This window comes from Sorangium aterium (assembly GCF_028368935.1).
GTDB lineage: Bacteria > Myxococcota_A > Polyangia > Polyangiales > Polyangiaceae > Sorangium > Sorangium atrum.
In genome coordinates this window covers 2,817,075-2,833,573 of sequence record NZ_JAQNDK010000001.1, presented here as the reverse complement: position 1 = coordinate 2,833,573, position 16,499 = coordinate 2,817,075, and the positions used below count along the sequence as shown (strand labels likewise).

Sequence of the window (16,499 nt, the reverse complement as noted above, 5' to 3'; positions counted from 1 at the left end):
TCAGTGCTTCTGCAGGAAGGCCCGTATCGCTCCGAAATAGGCGGACGCGAAGAGGAGGATATCGTTGTGCCCGGCGCCGTCGATGAGGTGCAGGGCCTTCCTCTCGTGGCGGACGGCGGCATGGTTCTCGCGGGCGTGGTCCGGCGGGAGCAGCGTGTCGCGCGCGCCGTGCAGGACGAGGACCGGGATCTCGACGTTCCTCAGGAGCTCCGGGTTCGAGAAGCTGCGGTGCGCCTCGTCGCGCAGATCGCCGAGGTCGATCTCGAAGAGGGCGAGCAGGTGCCGAACGTCGCTGAACCCGCTCTCGAGGAGGAGCGCGCGGTACGCGTCGCCGCGGTGCGCGGCGATGCGCGACGCCGGGGAGCTGCCGAGCGAGCGGCCGAAGAGCACCGGCACCGGCGGCCGGTCGAGGCCTGAAGCGCGGCTCTTCTCGGCGAGCTCGCGCTGGAAGAAGTCGGAGACCTTCAAGGGATCTTCATGGAGCGAGCGCATCGTCGGCTGTCCGCGGCTCCAGCCATAGCCGCGGTAATCGACCATGAAGAGGTTGAGCCCGATGTCGTGCCAGCCCTCGGCGATGTCGTCGTAGTCGGGGACGGTCTCACCATTGCCGTGGAACGCGAGCACGGTCGGATTGCCCGGATCGGACAGGTGCCAGCGCGCGCCGAGCGTCACCCCGGGGGCCACGGGGATGTCGTAGTCCGTCGCGCCGGCGGGGGGGCTCGTGTTCACTTGCCTGGGATAGAAGACGTCGGTGGCGCGAGGGTTTGCGTCGAGCGCGCGAAGGAGCTCGTCGAGCTGGCTGTCGGGGTCGTTCGTCGGCATGGCTCACCGTTCTGCCGAGGTCGGCGGAGGTCGTGGCGCGCAGGATACATCGTGTCGGGGCCGGAAGGTCCGTGGGATGGACGCCCGCGAGGGCGGTGGGCGGCGGCGAGCCGGGGCGCGCGGCGCGATGGTGGCCTACGCGGTCCCGATGACGCCTTGCACCGCGGGCTCGCCGTACTCGGCGCCGCCGGTCTGCACGACGAGGTTCGGGAGGATCTCCGCCACGCCGGCGCCGTGGGTGTGGCCGCAGAGCACCTCGACCCGCCGGTCCGGGTGCCGCACGGCGGCCTCGCGGATCGCCTCGCCTGTGGCCTTGCAGGTGAAATGGGGGAGCCAATCGTCGTTGGAGATCTGGCCTTCGTGCCAGCAGGCCTCCTTGAACGGGGGGACGTGCGTGGCGACGATGACGCGCCGGTACCGCTCGAGGGCCTGTGGCAAGACGCGGCGCAGGTATTCCGCGGCCTCGTCGCCGAGGCGGTGCAAGGCCTCTCTCCGGCCGCGCCGGTCGAGGGAGGCGAGCTCCTGGATGAGCACGTAATCGTTGAGCATGACGGGCGATCTCTCGTAGTCGCCGAAGCGGGCGTCGGCCCAGCCGTCGTGGCCGACGAGGGCGGTGTCCGGGCCGAGCTCGACGTGGGGGATCGACGGGAGCCACCTGAGCCAGGGGGAGGTGGCCGAGAGCTCGGCGGCCATCGCGCGTACGGCGGCGATGCTCCCGCGGTAGAAATCGTGGTTGCCGAGGACGAAGTAGAGCGGGCGCTCGATGGCCTCGGCGACGGTCTCGAGGAGGGGGCGGAGGCTCTCGGCTTCGGCGATGTCGCCGGTGAAGAGGACCGCATCGGAGGCGGTTGCGGCGAGGGTGGAGCAGAAGGCGGCGAGTTCTTCGCGGGAGAGGAAGTTGAGGTGGACGTCGGTCGCCCAGGCGAGGCGGAGCGCGGTCGGCGCGGCCATGAGGTCAGGATAGGGGGAAGGGGAGAGGGCGCCTGCGAGGTGGCGCGAGAGCAGGAAGCGCGCCACGCGGCGAAGTGAGGGTGCTCCTTGTCGGCGGCGGCGAGGGCGTGGCCACCTGGGCGGCGGAGAACATCGACCTCGGTCTGGGGCTGGGCCACATCGAGCCGCTGGTGCTCGGTCCAGCGGTCGTCCCCGAGATCACCGACCCTGACCAAGCTGAGAAAGAGCTCGAGCTCGCGGTGCTCTCGGCCGTGGTGCACGGCAACGGGCCGAACGGGCTCACCGTGGTCCAGGCCGCGCTCGCCGCCCTCGGTCGGCTCGACCAGGAGCACGCGGCGGTCTATTTTCAAGTCATCTGGAACGGGTTGCGTGAGCCCATGCGGCGGGCGCTGGAGGCGTTGGTCATGGAACGGCAGATCAAAGGCGAGGCAGCTTTCCCCCCGTTCGCGCAGAAGCTCATCGATCGCGGCAAGCTCGAGGGCTTGCGTGAGGGCGAGCTCAAGGCCAAGAGGGGGACGCTGCTCCGGCTGCTCGCGCGCGCAGGGATCGTGCTCGCCGAGTGCGATAGCGCGCGCATCCAGGCATGCACGGACATCACGACCCTCGACCGCTGGATCGACAACGTTCTCGGGGCGAAGGATGCCACGGAAGTGCTCTCCTGACGGAGAGGTACAAATCCAGAGCTTCGTCACCCACGTCAACCTGGCTTCAAAGGGGCCGCCCTCTCGTCCTCTCTCTTCGGCTCCTCTTTTCCGCTTCGGCCATCTCCCTCCACCTCTCTCATCCCCCGTCGCACGTTCCGGCCAGCTGCGCCCGGTCGCCGATGGCTGTGCGTCGCTGCCGATCCTGTGCATTCACGGCGTCATGGCGATAGCCCCCCTGTCCCGTCCGCCTCCAGCGAGTCCGCGAGCGCGCAGCGCGCGATCCCTGCCTTCTTGGCCTCCTCGCGCAGCATCACGCCCTGCTCCGCGGCCCCTTTCACGCTGAGCATCGTGCGGAGCTCGATTCCATCGGGGCTCTCCACGTGCTCTGCGATCCACGCCGACCGCATCTGCCCGACGCTGATCGGATCGGCCTCCGGGTCGAGCCCGGCTCTCCTGTCGACATCGCACATCATCGCGACCGCCTCGGGGAACGTCTGCCCGCCGGGGGCCGGGGCCTTCGCCTCGGGAGCTGAGCTGCAGGCGGAGAGGAAGGCTGGAACGAGCAGGGGAAAGAGGAGCTGGGGGCGCATGCTGCCTTCGACAGGAGAGGGCGCCCGGGCTTGGCAGCGATCACCTCGCCCTGGTGCGCCCTCCGGCTACCGGTTACTCGCCCGTGCCCGCGTCGACCGCCGGGACGAGCTCGATATCGACGTTCTGAGGCAGGAAGGTCTCGCACTCGTCGTTCATGACGGGCGCGAGCGTCTGCTCGAAGTCGTCGTAGCCTGTCCCCGAGATCTTCACCCACGTCACCCCGGCCGTCCACAGCTCGCAGACGAGCGCCTCCAGCGCTTCGGGAGGAGGCTGAGCGCGATCGACGGCGCACACAAGGTTGGCCTCGTCGAGCGTCTTCCAGGTGGTCGGATCGCTCAGGACGAAGATCGGCTCGTCCGCGGCGCTCCACGCGATGTGAACGGTGGTGTCCGGCGGGACGGTGGCGCCTCTCGCGCGCACGGTGATGGTGAACAGCGCCTGTCTCGGCCCCATCGGACAGCCGCTGGCATCGCCCGTACTCGATCCGACGGATCCGCCGCCCCCCGAGCCTTTACAGGCGCCCACCGCGGCAGCGGTCGCGAGCGCCACCGCGGTGATCGCCGTGAAGGCCGTGAGCGATACGATTCGACCGGGAGCAAAAGGAAGGCGTGGTGCCACAAGGGCGACAGGGTAGGGGCGACATGCCAGCAAATCCAGCGTGAGCAAGTTTTTGCGCAGGTGGAGTGTCCTCTTCCCTGCGCTCTGCCCGCCGCAGGCGGTCGCGGCTTTCAGGCCTGGGCCTTGAGCTCCGCGATGTCGTTGAGGAGGGCCTGCTCGTGCCCGTCCGGCTTCACCTTCAGGTAGGTCCTTCGCAGCACGCCCGACGGATCGATGACGAATGTCGTCCGGTCCCAGTACAGGGTGCCTTTCCACTCGCTCTGCCCGACGCCCGCGGCCTTGAGCAGCTCGTGGCCCGTGTCGGCGAGCAGGTCGATGGTGAACGAGAACTTGTCGCAGAAGCTCTTGTGCGACGCGACGTCGTCCGCGCTGACGCCGACCACGGCGATGTTGGCCTCGTCGAAATCTGCCTTGGAGGCCGTGAACGACTTGCCCTGGATCGTGCAACCCGGCGTGTCGTCCTTCGGATAGACGTAGAGCACGAGCCATTGGCCCGCGAAATCCTCGAGCTTCACGGTCTTGCCGTCCTGGTTCGGCAGCGCGAAGCGCGGAAACGGCTTTCCAATCTCGAGGCTCATCTTCTCTTTGCCTTTGCTGTGGGCCGGAGGAAGGCTCCCCCTGGCCGGTGACGGGTCATGGGAGGGGACGGCGCAGCGGCGCGGACGTCACGTCGCTGGCCTCCCGGTGCGGGATCTAGCGCGGGATGAGCCCTCGGAACCAGGCCGTCACCGAGGAAGAGGACTCGTCCTGGTGGAGCGAGTCGGGGCCTTCCAGCTCGTCGGCGAGCCCCCCGAGCGGCCCCTCGCTGCGCGGGGGCGGCGAGCTCGGGTGCTCCTCCCCGTGCATCAGGATCGGGGCGCCCTCCAGGGTGGGCAGCAGGCTCAGGCCGCTGCCGCCGGCGGTCGGCTCCTTCGTGAGCGATTTGAACTCGAGGAGCATCATGTCGATGAGCTCGGCGATCTTCTGCGTCCCGTCGACCGCCCGCGCCGGCCCGCCCTTGGCGCGCTCCACGAGCGAGGCGACGTCGTCCTCGCTCACCGGGCGGCCGTAGCGGTAGAGGAAGCGGGTCAGGTCGCGGCCGAGCTCGCGCGCCGACAGGTAGCGGGCCGCCGGGTCGCGGGCGAGCGCGCGGCGGATGATCTGCTCCAGCTCGCGCGGCACATCGCTGTTGATCTGCTGGAGCGACGGGATCACCGCGTCGCGCACGAGCCGCACCGTGATGTAGTCGGAGTCGCCGAGGAACAGCCGGCGCCCGGCGAGCATCTCCCAGAGGATGATCCCGAGCGCGAAGATGTCGACGCGCTGGTCGACGCCCTGCTCGAGCACCGTCTCGGGCGCGAGGTAGCCGAACTTCCCCTTGATGATGCCCGCGTCGCTCTCGGCGAGCTGGCTCGACGCCTTCGCGAGCCCGAAGTCCACGATCTTCACCTCGCCGTAGCGGGTGATGAGCACGTTGGCCGGGGTGATGTCCCGGTGCACGATCTGGAGCGGCTTTCCGTCCGCGGTCGCAAGATCGTGCGCGTAGGCGAGGCCCTGGCACATCTTCGCGGCCATGAAGGCGGCGACCTCGACGGTCATCGGCCGGCCCACCTTCTTCTGGTGATCGAGGAGCGCTCTCAGGTCGGCGCCGTCCACGTACTCCATGACGATGAAGTAGGTGCCGTCGCCGACGCCGATGTCGAACACCGACACGACGTTCGAGTGCGAGAGGTGCGCCGAGAGGCGCGCCTCGTCGAGGAACATCGCGATGAACTGCTCCTTCTTGCTGAGCTGCGGCAGGACGCGCTTGATCGCGACCTGCTTCTTGAACCCTTCGATCCCCGCGCTCTCGGCGACGAAGACCTCCGCCATGCCTCCGGAGGCGAGGCGCTTGATGACCCGGTACCGCTGCTGCTCGGACATGCCCTGTCTGTCGTCCTCCCGCCCCGTGCCGCCTGGCCGTCCAGTCTAGCGGCTCGGGGCCCGCCGCGGATCAAATCCACGAGGCGGCGCGCCCCCGCGGGTCATCGGAAGGTGGCGAGCGCCGCGACCGCCGCGAAGGAGAGCCCGACGAGCGCGGCGAGGGCGAGCACCGACAGCAGCGGCTCCGCCCGCACGGCGGCGAGCAGCCGGTCGCGATCTTCCCTCGACAGCGGCGCGCCATGCGTTCCGTCCTTGCCCTCGTCGCCCGAGGCGTCGGCGACGTGCGCCTCCAGGCGGCGCCGCGCGGTCCGGGATCGCAGCGCGAGCAGGAGCACCTGGACCACAGCGGACGCGGCGAGGACCAGGAGGCCAGCGCGCCGCGCATGCGAGGCGCGCGCCCGCTCGCGCGCCTCGGCCGCCGGCATCCCGTCCGCGAGCAGCTCCACGCGCCGCGGCGAGGCGGACGCCGCCGCTGACGCGATCGGCCAGGCCACCGTGCCCGCGCCCTGCTCGTAGGGGTCGCTCGCGACCACCGCCCAGTCCGCCTCCCCGGGCGCGAGGCTGTCCGGGAGCGTCACCCTCCCCGAGAAGAAGCCCGCCCCATCGGCCGCGAGGGGGACGATCGCCCCGAGCGCACGGCCGCGCGCACCTCCGATCGAGACGTAGGCGCGCGGCCTCGGCGCCGGGGAGATCAACCGGAGCTCGGGCCGTTCGCCATCGAGTCCGCCCGGATCGAGCCAGACGGCTCCCGGGATCACGGGCAGCTTCCCTTCCCACGTGCCACTCGCGCTCCGTGTCCCCGGCGGTGTGCTCCCCGGGTGGGTCGCGCGGAGCGTGAGCTCGACCGTGTGCGCCAGCGGCTTGAGCGTGAGCTCCGCGGCGCCGCGCGCATCGGCCTTGATCTGCGCCGGACCGCTGCCGTGCTCCACGAGCTCCGCCCCGACGGTGCTCACCTCGAGGCGCGCCCCTGCCGCGGGCGTTCCGTCCTGCGCCTCGATCGCGACCCGCACCCGCTCCGGAAACGGCGCTGCCAGGGCTCCCCGCGCCACCGTGACCTGCAGGCGGAGCTCCCCGTGCGCCGCGCCTGGCAGCGCGGTCGCGTTCGCCGCGCCTGGCAGGGCGGTCGTCTCCGCCGCTGGGAGCGGAGGCAACAGCGGGAGCTGCCGCTCCAGGAGCGTGACGCTGCCCAGCGCGATCCGCGCAGTCACCGGCTCCTGCAGCCCTGCCGGCGCGCGCAGCAGCGCCTCGCCGGTGCCGTCCTTGTCGAGCGAGCCGGTCCATCGCTCGAGCGGCTCCCCTGCGGAGGTGGCGCTCACCTCGATCTGCGGGATTGCCGCCGGATCGTCGGCGCCGTGGAGGCGGCGCACCCCTTCGATGCGGAGCGCCAGCGCCTCGCTTCCGGCGACGGGCGTCCCCCACACCCGCACGCCGGTGGCCATGCGTGGCGAGCCTGGCCCCAGGATCGCGAGGGCTGCGAGCCCGATGCCCAGCGCTGGCAGGACGTACGTCGCTGCGTTGGGCATCGAGGGCATCGCGCTCCCAGCATACCTCTCCGTCCTTGCGGCGCGGGCGGGGTGCGGCTCCCGTCTGGCTGCTCGTGCGGAGCGGTGGTCTGGGCTGAGCCCCTTTGCGTCCGGGCGTCTCCTCCGATAGGAAGCCGCCGATGGCAGCCGACAGACCGGGGAAGCGCAGGCGCAAGGGTTCAGGGACCACGGGGCAGGGCGGTGAGGTCGTGTTGCGACAGCGGACCGATCCGCGGAGCGAGCGACGTTTCGAGCCGAAGGCATCGCTCGAGCTCGGCCTCACGATGCTCGGCATGTCCGTCGCGGCGCTGCTGGCCGGGGCGGGTGTCTATGGCCAGTGGTTCCGGGGCGAGGACGCGGGCGCGCACCCGGCGGCCACGTACCTGCTCCTCGGCGCCTTGCTCCTCGGGGCGGCGGTGGGGCTCTTCGGTCAGTGGTCGATGAAGTCGCTTCGTGTCGGTGATGCCGGGGTGGGGATCGAGAGCGGACCTGGTGAGATCGAGCGCATCGGCTGGCACGATGTCACGGGCCTGTTGCTCACGGAGACTGCGCTCACGGTCCAGGGCAGCGGCACGGCGATCGCCATCCCGCTGCGATCGCACCTCCCGGCGGCCGCGCGCGTGCTGGCCGAGGCGAGGGTGCGTATCCCCGCCCGCGCGGCCGACATCAAGGAAGGCGCGCTGCCTCCGCCCGACGATGCCGCCGGCGAGGTGCGCTCGCTGGAGCCGCCGCAGGTCGCCGGCCTTCGCTGCAAGGCGACCGACAAGCTGATCGCCTTCGAGGCCGACGCCCGTCTCTGCGGCCGTTGCGGCGAGCACTACCACAAGGAAGGCGTCCCCCAGCGCTGCCTCACCTGCGAAGCCCCATTGCGCTGAGCGCTCCCCCGGGGGGCCGGGCAGTCGGCCCCCCCCCACGCGCCCCTGCTCTGCGTTACGCCCTCAGATCCCGAACCGCCCCGCGTGCTCCCGGAGGAACGCGATGTAGACGTCCGCCTCCTGGTGCGACGCCACCTCGCCCGCCTCGACCGCCTCCTCCAGCGCGCGCTTGATCTCGCCGATCCGCCGCGACGGCGGCAGCCCGAACGCGCGCATGATGGCGTCGCCGATCCCGCTCGGCAACGGCGGCACCACCGCGTCCTCCGTCTGGACCTGGAGCACCCGCTCGGCGAGCTCGCTGATCTGCTTCAGCCCCTTCCGCTTCTTCTCGGGCCGCTTCGTGGTGATGTCCGCCCGCGACAGGTCGAGCACGTCCTTCAGGCAGCCGCCCATCTCCTTGGCGAACCGGCGCACCGCGCTGTCGGTCCACGACGCGTCGTACTGGCTCGCCCGGAGGTGGTGCAGGATCAGGAAGCGGATGCTGTTCTTCAGCGCCTCTTCCTTCGTGAAGAGCGGCAGCCGCCGATCGATCTTGTCGAACATGCGCGCGCCGACCTCGGCGTGACCGAAGAAGTGGACCTCGCCCGTCGGCGAGATGGAGCGCGTCCTCGTCTTGCCGATGTCGTGGAGCAGGGCCGCCCAGCGGACCTCGAGCCTCGGGACGGCCTGACGCACCACCTGCTTCGTGTGCTTCCACACGTCCTTGTGGCGCCATTCCCCGTCGCCGAAGCCCACCATCGCCTCGACCTCGGGCAGCATCGCGGCGAGGGCGCCCGACTCGAGCAGGGCGTCGAGCCCGGCCTCGGCGTCGTCGCTCATCATGACCCGGTCGAGCATCTTGCGGACATCGGGCAGGTAGGCGGCGGTCGCGGCCTTGAAGTCGGCGGGCCGCCCGGAGATCACCCTGGACGAGGCGCGTGGCTCGGCCGCCTCGGGCTGCTCGGCCTCCGCCTTTTCTGCTCGCTGGACGGCCCACTCGAGGGCCTCCATCGCCCGCTTCGGGCTCGCTTCCTGGGTGAGAATCTCCTGCACGCTGGCCTTCCACACTTTCGAGGTTACGGGGTCGCCCACGGGGCGCCAGCTGGCGCGGCCCGCACGGGGGTTCGCCGGTTTAGAGCCAGCCGCACCTTCGCGCAATGGTTCCTCGCGTTCGTCGCGCTCGTCGCTCGGCGCCGCCGGATGCCGTGCGTCCGCAGGCGATGGATGCGTCAGGTGCGGAGGAGCCGCCCCACGTGGTCCTTCTCCCACGCGAGGGCGCGCTCGTAGTCGCGGAAGAGCCGCTCGCGGGCGAGGAAATGGGGCGGATGGAGCATCCGGCGCCCGTTGCCGTGGCTCGCCGGCATCACGTGGTGGATCATCTCGTGGTAGATGACGTAACAGATGAAGTAGCGGGGGACCCAGGGCCGGTCGAGCACCGGGTGGATGCGGATCAGCCGCTCGACCGCCGAGTAGCTCCCGAGCTTGATGGTGCGCCGCGGCTTCCGCGCCTTGGTCCGCTTGCCCCAGGTGATCAGCGCGTCGACCCCGCCGCCGAAGTAGCCGTGGTTCAGCTTCTGGAACAGGAGCAGCAGGTCGTGCGTCCGCCCCTGCGTCGAGAGCGGCGTGCTCACCGGCCGGCTCGCCCGGATGCGATGGCCGTTCTCGTCGATGTACTGGCCGACCACGAGCGAGGCGGCCCGGTCCTGCGTCACGACGTACCGGACGAGCGCCTCCTGAACGAGCGCCGGCGCATCCAGGAACATGTGGTGGACGCGCGCCTGCAGGATGCCCTCCCGCAGGGAGGAGGAGATCATCTGCCGGTAGTTGTCGGTCACCGAGAGGAGGACCGGCCGCTTCTGGGCCAGCTCCAGCCGCCGGATGAGCGCCTGGCGCGCCCCCTCGTGCACGTAGATGTGCGGCTGCCCCGGCGGCAGATCGATGTCGATCGGATGATGGCGTGGGTCCGGCACCCGGACGACCGCCCGGGAGACACGTGGCAGCAGGGAAGTACGCGCCGCGCCCTTCCCACCGCTGCGCGACAGACGGCCTGGAGGGGGTTGAGCGAAGGGGAAGGCCATCTGTCCCGCCATCTCAATCCTCCTTATTTGGGCGTATTCTCGGGTGGGATCCTTGTCAAGCGAGCGGCCGAGAACATCGAAATCATTCGGATTTGTGACTATGTAAGCGGGTGGCCGGCCCCTCCGGAGGGAGAGGGAGGGCGCCCCGGCCGCCGCTCGCCGGTGATCTGGATTTCCTCTGCAAATTCATGTGTTTGTAGTGAAGGCCACGAGCGCATGCTCCAGTCGGTCCGCCTTCCGCCTCGGACGCGCGTCTTCTGCTCCTGCTCTCTCTCCCGCCATGAGACGGCGCGTGCGCAGCGCCTCCCTCATCGCGAGGTGAGCGCCCGGGGATCGAGGATCTGCGCCATGCGCCAGCGGCCCTGCGCGCGCTGGGAAGGCTCCGGCTCGAGGGCGACGACCAGGGCAGTACAGAAGCCGGCGGGGAGCAGCGCTGTCGCGCCCCGGCCGGGCGTGTCGAGGAGCGTACGGACGAGGTGCTCCACGTTCGGCTGGTGCCCGACGAGCAGCGCATCGGCGCCGCCTCGGGCGAGCGCGGCGACCAGCGATGTCGGGAGCCCGGCGTCGAGCGCGAGCTCGTCCCGGAGCTCGACCTCCGGCGCGCCGCAGATCGGCGCCGCGATCTCGGCGGTCTCCCTCGCGCGCGCGAGGGGGCTCGCGAGCACCAGCGGCAGCGGGGCGCCTCCCCGGAGGCGGTGGAGCTCGCGCGAGACCCGCGCCACGCGCTCGCGGCCCTCGGGGGTGAGCCTCCGGTCCGCGTCGCGCCCGCTGGTCGCCCGCTCCTCCGCCGGGCCGTGCCGCATCACGTAGAGGTGCATGGCGTCGGTGGCGGCCGGCGTCAGTTCGTCTTGCCCGGGGGACGGCGGGCGTCCTGGCCGGACGAGGCTGCCTCGCCGCGACCCTTTGCCTGCGCGGGGGCCTCGGCCGCTGCCGCTCCGCCCTTCGGGCCGGGGCTCGCGGCGCCGTTCGTCGGGGCGGCCCCGCCGACGCGCGAGATGCCCTGCTTCGCGAGGACCATCGACTCGATCTTGTCGAGGATCGCCGGGTGCTGCTCGAGGTAGGTGCGGGCGTTCTCCCGGCCCTGACCGATGCGCTCGCCCTGGAACGAGAACCAGGAGCCGCTCTTCTCGATGATGCTCGCCTCGGTCGCGAGGTCGATGACGTCGCCGCTGTGGCTGATGCCCTGGCCGTACAGGATGTCGAACTCCACCTCGCGGAACGGGGGAGCCATCTTGTTCTTCACGACCTTGACGCGGGTCCGGTTGCCGACGACCGCCGGCTCCTTGCCGCCCGCGGCGGCCTCCTTGATGGCGCCGATGCGGCGGATGTCGAGCCGGACCGAGGCGTAGAACTTGAGGGCGTTGCCGCCGCTCGTCGTCTCGGGGCTGCCGAACATGACGCCGATCTTCATCCGGATCTGGTTGATGAACATCAGCAGGCACTGCGAGCGCGAGACCGTGCCGGTCAGCTTGCGGAGCGCCTGGCTCATCAGCCGGGCCTGGAGGCCGACGTGGCTGTCGCCCATGTCGCCCTCGATCTCGGCCTTGGGGACGAGCGCGGCGACGGAGTCGACGACGATGATGTCGACGGCGTTCGAGCGGACCAGCATGTCGGCGATCTCGAGCGCCTGCTCGCCGTAGTCGGGCTGGGAGATGAGCAGCTCGTCGGTCTTCACGCCGAGCTTCTTGGCGTAGTTCACGTCGAGGGCGTGCTCGGCGTCGATGAACGCCGCCGTCCCGCCCGCCCGCTGGATGGCCGCGATGGCGTGGAGGGTGAGGGTCGTCTTGCCGCTCGACTCCGGCCCGTAGATCTCGACGATGCGGCCGCGCGGGTAGCCGCCGATGCCGAGGGCGATGTCCAGGCCGAGCGAGCCGCTCGGCACGGCCGCGACCTCGTCGTGCAGCGTCTGCCCGTCCTTGAGGCGCATGATCGCCCCCTTGCCGTACTCCTTCTCGACGCTGGCGATCGCGAGCTCGAGGGCGGCAGACTTCTGCTTGGTGTTCTTCTCGTCACTCATGCGTACCTCGGGAGGGAGCGATGGGAGGGGGGCGACGACGGGGGGACCGCGGAGGTGGACCCACGCCGCGCGGGGCAACAGTTTCCGGCAGCTTTACTGTCCGGCTGTTCAGGAATCAAGACCCCCGCATCCCGGATAGGACCGAAAATGTCCGCGCGACGCGTCGGCCCGGCAGGCGCTCCGGAGCGCGGTGATGTCGCGGTCGGAAGTAGTTCCTGGTTGAGGTCGAGTCTCACAACCAGGGCAACAATCGTGATCGTCGCACACAGGGAGCACTGGCGGGCTCTTCAACCGTGGGCCACATCTTCCGCGTGGGGGGCGGGGGGCGCTATTTCCCGGGGTTTTCCCTGGGCCGGTACGAGCTCGTCCTGCGGGTGGCCGCAGGCGACGTGGGCGAGGTCTGGGCTGCGCGGCTCAGGCGGGAGCACGGGTTTCAGCGGCTCTTCGCGATCAAGGTGCTTCGCCCGGAGCTCTCGCCCGATCCCGACGCCGTTCGGACATTTCTCGACGAAGCCGCGCTGGCCGCGCGCATCAGGCACCCGAACGTGGTGCCCGTCGTGGATCTGGGCGAGACGGACGGCACGTTCTTCTACGCCATGGAGTGGGTGAGCGGGGAGCCGCTCTCGTCGGTGCTGCGCGCCGCGCGCGGGCGCCCGGCGCCCGTGCTCGTCGCCGCGAGGCTCGCCTACCAGATCTGCGCGGCCCTCGACGCCGCGCACGAGCTGCGGGACGAGGGCGGAAACCCCCGGGAGCTCCTGCACTACGACGTCTCGCCGGACAACGTCCTCATCACGTCCGAGGGGCTCGTCCGCATGGTCGATTTCGGGATCGCGAGGCTCGAGGAAGGGCGGATGTCCGAGCGACGGCCTTCGGCGCTGCGCGGCGACGGCGGCCGCGCTTTGGCGGTGGGCGCGGCGGGCGCGGCGGGCGGCGAGGGGGGCGCGTTCCTGTTCCGGAGCAGCGCGCCGTACATGGCGCCGGAGCACATCCGGGGGCAGCCGTGCGATCGGCGGTCCGATCTCTTCGGGGTCGGAGTGCTCCTCTACGAGCTGCTGTCGGGCGCTCATCCCTTCCAGGCCGACGACAGCGAGAGCACGATGACCCACATCGCGAGCGAGCGGCCTGCCGCGCCGCTGTCGTCGCGCGCGGTCCCGTCCCGGCGCGGGTTCGCGGAGCGCCTGAGCGCGCCGCCGCCGCCCGAGCCGATCCCGCCTGCGCTCGATCGCCTCGTCTCCGAGGCGCTCGCCAAGTCGCCCACCGCGCGCACGGCGACGGCCGCGCAGCTCATGCGCGCGCTCGAGGAGGCGATCCCGGGCGCCGCGAACCCGGGCAACGACGCGCTCGTCGCGAGCTGGCTCGGACAGATCCTGGGCGATGCGTCCCACCTCCGCACGCAGCAGCTGCGCGCCGCGCTCGAGTCGCTCGATCCCGGGGACCGCTCGGCCGACGACGAGGTGGAGCCTCCGCGCGCCCCACGGCGCTGGCTGCAGGCGCTGCTGGTGTTCGGGGCCGCCGTCCTCGGGGTCGCGCTCGCCGGGACCGCGGCGGTGAGGGACAGCCCGCTCCCTCCCGCCGCCGTCTCCGCGCCGGCCGGGCCGCGCCCGCAGGGCGCCGCTGCGAGCGTCAGCTCACCGCCACGTCGCCGAGGAGCGGCGACCACGCCGCTCCGGAGATGAGCCAGAGCTGGTGCGACGTCCGCGTCACCGCGACGTGGAGCCGCCGGCGGGCCTCGTGGTTCATCGGGTACGCCGCCGCGGTCGCGTCGGGCACGACGACGTAGTCGAACTCGAGCCCCTTCGCGCTGTCCACGTCGGTGACGTCGATGCCCGGCTCGAACGAGAACGCCCCCTCCAGCACGAGCCTCGCCTCCGGCAGCTCCGCGATCAGCGCGTGGAGCTCCCGCGCGGCGCCCGCGTCCCGCGCGATGACGGCCACCGAGGCGCGGGGCTCCCGCCCGACGAGGTCGCGGAGCGCGCCGGCGAGGAACAGGTGGGCCTGCGCCTCGCTCGGGAAGCGGAAGAGCCCGACCGGCGCGCCGTCCCGGGCCGCGCGCGCGGGCGCCTCGGGCGCGAGCTCGCCGAGGAGCCGCCGCGCGAGCTCCGCCACCGGCCGCGGGCAACGGTACGACACCGCGAGGCGGCAGGTCGCCGCGTCGCCCACGCCGAGCGCCGCTCGCGCCGCGTCCCACCCGGCGAAGCTCGAGGAGGTCTGCTGCGCCTCGTCGCCGGCGAGCGTGACGCTGCGCGTCTCGCCAAGGAGCTTCCCCAGGACGAACAGCTCGAACAGCGAGAAGTCCTCGGCCTCGTCGAGGACGAGGTGCGACCACCCCGCCCCGTCCAGGCCGCGGCGAGCGGCGCGAAGGAAGAGCAGGATCGGCAGATCGTCGACGTCGAGCGTCCCCGCGAGCTCGTCCGGCGTCCCTTCCGCGACGGCGCGGCCGTCGAGCGCCCGCTTCATCGAGGCCACGGTGATCGAGGCGAGCTGCCGGTCGAGCGGCTCGGCGATCTGCAGCAGGGTGTGCCGGACGGTCTCTTCGATCGCGCTCCGGGGGAGGTCCCCGCCCGAGGCGGCGACGACACCCTCGAGGAACCCTCGATCGGTGAAGACGTCGGCGAGGCGGCGGCGCAGCCGCGGGAGCGTCGTGCTCGCCGGGGCGAGCCTGGCGAACCGCTCGCGCAGCGCGCGGTAGAGCGCCGGGTGGCGCTTGAGGCTGGAGACGAGCGCCGGGGGATCGTCGCACAGGGCGATCGGCTTGCCGAAGACCTCGCGCGCGGTCGCCGACGACCAGGCGTCGAGCGTCTTCACCTGGGCCTCCCCCGCGCCGAGCGGCGAGAGCAGGCGGCGCGACAGCCGCGCGAGGCCCTCCTCGGGGACGACGACGTTCATGGCCGAGAGCGGGCTGCGCGCTGGATCCAGCGCGGCGATCCTGGCGAGGCGGTGCAGCGCGACGGTCGTCTTGCCGCTCCCGGCGCTGCCGAGCACGAGGAGCGGCTGCTCGGGGGGCGCGCACACGGCGGCGTACTGGTCGGCGTCGAGCAGGGCGGTGACCTCCGCGGCCTTCGCCTGGTCCGTGGCGCCGGCGCCGACGCCGAGGCTCCCGGGGCGGGCGGCCGTGCCCGCGCCGCCCGGCTGCATGGCGAGCGCCGCGCGCTCCGCGAGGATCCATCGCCCGTCGCCCCGCCGCGTCAGGACGAGGCCGTCGCCGACGATCCGGGTGAGGGCGCCGCGCTCCACGACGACGATGCGGCGCGCCTTCACCACGCCCTCGGCCACGCGCCCCGGGAAGGTCTCCTCGTACTCGTCGCCCTCGCGGTACCGGTAGAAGATCTGCGCCACCGGTGCGACGCGCCAGTCGAGGATGCGCACGTCGGCCGACGGATCCAGGAACGTCGCGTGGCCGAGCAGGTAGTCCTTCGCCCCTTTGCCCTCGTCGACCCGGAGGTGGGCGAGGTACGGGCAGAGCGGGTCGGGCAGCGCCTCCCTGGGCTCCTGCTCGATGAGGCGCTGCCGCACGCTCATCTCGAGGAGCACCGCCGGCAGATCGTCGACGGAGGCCGCGGCGGCCTCGTCGCGGAGCTCCCGGAGCGCCGCGACGGACCTGAGCTCGCGCGGCGCGCGCCCGAAGGCGCGCGCGGCGCGCTCCTGCGCCCGGTCCAGCGCGGCGCGCACGCGCTCGAGGAGCGCGGCCTCTTCTTCGAGGACGGCGCGCGCCTCGACGGGCAGATCAAGCGTGCTCTCCAGCATGATGGGCCTCCTTGCGCCCCTCGCCTCCGCGAGGGGTCGAGCTCGATGGGTGAATGGTTCGTTCACTTTTGAGGCGAGGCGAAGCGAAGCTTACACGAAGAAGCTCCTGAGTCCGGCAAGGTGGTATTTCGAGTAACCGTGGACCGCTTCTCGGATGGCGGTCTCGTCCTCGAAGCGGGCGAGCGCGTTCACCATCGTCCTGATGAAGCCCTGGTAGATCTGGTCCAGGTTGAACCGCATCGCGTCGGTCACCGAGAGGCATGGGTCGAGGTTGCGGAAGTGCTCGATCGCCAGCGCGATGAGGCGTTCGGCGGTGTCCTCGGAGAACCGCTCGTACCTGGAGCCGCCGGCCCGGCCCAGGAGGATCACGACGCGCAGCCTGTTCTCGATGCAGAAGCGGAGGAACTCCTCGGAGATCAGGTGGTAGGCGGCCGTCGGCGGGAGCGCCCGGGCGTCCTCCACGCCGTCGAGCGCCTTCACGCGGCGGCGGAGCAGGATCGTGAAGGCGCGGGCGAAGCCGTCGTCGACGATCCCGTAGAAGAGCGCGTCCTTGTTCGCGAAGTACCGGTAGATGTTGCCCGTCGAGACGCCGGCCGCACGGGCGATCTCGGCCATCGTCGCGCTCTCGTACCCCTTCCGCGCGAAGATCGTCAGCGCGGCGGAGGTGATGCTCTCCTGGACGTCGTCCTTGAGGTACTGCGCCATGGTGAATAGTGAACGTGTCGTTCGCTTATAGCGATGGGCGCCGGCCCGTC

At 71.5% G+C, this 16,499-nt stretch carries 16 protein-coding genes; 3 read left to right on the top strand and 13 right to left on the bottom strand.

The window, feature by feature from the left end:
* Both POL72_RS10360 and POL72_RS10355 read right to left on the bottom strand, forming a co-directional pair.
* Positions 1–822 (bottom strand): alpha/beta hydrolase, encoded by an 822-nt coding sequence (locus POL72_RS10360; RefSeq protein WP_272094907.1) that lies wholly within the window; start codon positions 820–822, stop codon positions 1–3.
* A 135-nt stretch (positions 823–957) separates the two neighbouring features.
* On the bottom strand, positions 958–1,773 hold the full coding sequence (locus POL72_RS10355; protein ID WP_272094906.1) for a metallophosphoesterase family protein: 816 nt from the start codon (positions 1,771–1,773) through the stop codon (positions 958–960).
* Positions 1,774–1,847: 74 nt separating this feature from the next.
* Between POL72_RS10355 and POL72_RS10350 the strand changes: the two genes are divergently transcribed.
* Entirely contained in the window at positions 1,848–2,435 is a 588-nt protein-coding gene (locus POL72_RS10350) for an RpnC/YadD family protein (protein WP_272094905.1), read from the top strand.
* 200 nt (positions 2,436–2,635) lie between these two features.
* Here the strand turns inward: POL72_RS10350 and POL72_RS10345 are convergent, their stop codons facing one another.
* The 5 genes from POL72_RS10345 to POL72_RS10325 all read right to left on the bottom strand — a co-directional run bounded on the left by POL72_RS10345 (position 2,636) and on the right by POL72_RS10325 (position 7,051).
* On the bottom strand, positions 2,636–3,007 hold the full coding sequence (locus tag POL72_RS10345; protein WP_272094903.1) for a hypothetical protein: 372 nt from the start codon (positions 3,005–3,007) through the stop codon (positions 2,636–2,638).
* Positions 3,008–3,080: 73 nt separating this feature from the next.
* The gene (locus POL72_RS10340; protein WP_272094902.1) at positions 3,081–3,461 is read right to left on the bottom strand and encodes a hypothetical protein; all 381 of its coding nucleotides are present in this window, start codon (positions 3,459–3,461) and stop codon (positions 3,081–3,083) included.
* 275 nt (positions 3,462–3,736) lie between these two features.
* Entirely contained in the window at positions 3,737–4,204 is a 468-nt protein-coding gene (locus POL72_RS10335) for a peroxiredoxin (protein WP_272094901.1), read from the bottom strand.
* A gap of 115 nt (positions 4,205–4,319) precedes the next feature.
* Entirely contained in the window at positions 4,320–5,528 is a 1,209-nt protein-coding gene (locus POL72_RS10330) for a serine/threonine-protein kinase (RefSeq protein ID WP_272094900.1), read from the bottom strand.
* Positions 5,529–5,629: 101 nt separating this feature from the next.
* Positions 5,630–7,051 carry a hypothetical protein gene (locus POL72_RS10325; protein WP_272094899.1) on the bottom strand — a complete coding sequence of 474 codons (1,422 nt, stop codon included), beginning with the start codon at positions 7,049–7,051 and terminating at the stop codon, positions 5,630–5,632.
* 140 nt (positions 7,052–7,191) lie between these two features.
* Here POL72_RS10325 and POL72_RS10320 point away from each other — a divergent pair, with 140 nt between their 5' ends.
* Positions 7,192–7,926, top strand: a complete 735-nt coding sequence (locus tag POL72_RS10320; RefSeq protein ID WP_272094897.1) for a hypothetical protein — start codon at positions 7,192–7,194, stop codon at positions 7,924–7,926.
* Positions 7,927–7,989: 63 nt separating this feature from the next.
* On the opposite strand, the gene POL72_RS10315 is transcribed toward POL72_RS10320, so the two are convergent.
* The 4 genes from POL72_RS10315 to recA form a co-directional block, all read right to left on the bottom strand.
* Complete coding sequence (locus POL72_RS10315) at positions 7,990–8,958, bottom strand: HDIG domain-containing metalloprotein (protein ID WP_272094896.1); 969 nt, start codon at positions 8,956–8,958, stop codon at positions 7,990–7,992.
* A 176-nt stretch (positions 8,959–9,134) separates the two neighbouring features.
* Positions 9,135–9,995: a hypothetical protein gene (locus POL72_RS10310; RefSeq protein ID WP_272094895.1), complete on the bottom strand. Its 861-nt coding sequence runs from the start codon at positions 9,993–9,995 to the stop codon at positions 9,135–9,137.
* A 296-nt stretch (positions 9,996–10,291) separates the two neighbouring features.
* Entirely contained in the window at positions 10,292–10,801 is a 510-nt protein-coding gene (locus tag POL72_RS10305) for a SixA phosphatase family protein (RefSeq protein ID WP_272094894.1), read from the bottom strand.
* 20 nt (positions 10,802–10,821) lie between these two features.
* Positions 10,822–12,000, bottom strand: a complete 1,179-nt coding sequence (gene recA, locus POL72_RS10300) for a recombinase RecA (protein WP_272094893.1) — start codon at positions 11,998–12,000, stop codon at positions 10,822–10,824.
* A 293-nt stretch (positions 12,001–12,293) separates the two neighbouring features.
* Between recA and POL72_RS10295 the strand changes: the two genes are divergently transcribed.
* Entirely contained in the window at positions 12,294–13,676 is a 1,383-nt protein-coding gene (locus tag POL72_RS10295) for a serine/threonine-protein kinase (RefSeq protein WP_272094891.1), read from the top strand.
* Here the strand turns inward: POL72_RS10295 and POL72_RS10290 are convergent.
* Positions 13,624–15,744 carry an ATP-binding domain-containing protein gene (locus POL72_RS10290; protein WP_272094890.1) on the bottom strand — a complete coding sequence of 707 codons (2,121 nt, stop codon included), beginning with the start codon at positions 15,742–15,744 and terminating at the stop codon, positions 13,624–13,626. The genes POL72_RS10295 and POL72_RS10290 overlap by 53 nt on opposite strands.
* Positions 15,745–15,834: 90 nt before the next feature.
* Positions 15,835–16,449, bottom strand: coding sequence for a TetR/AcrR family transcriptional regulator (locus POL72_RS10285; protein WP_272094889.1), 615 nt, complete (start codon positions 16,447–16,449; stop codon positions 15,835–15,837).
* Positions 16,450–16,499: the final 50 nt, after the last annotated feature.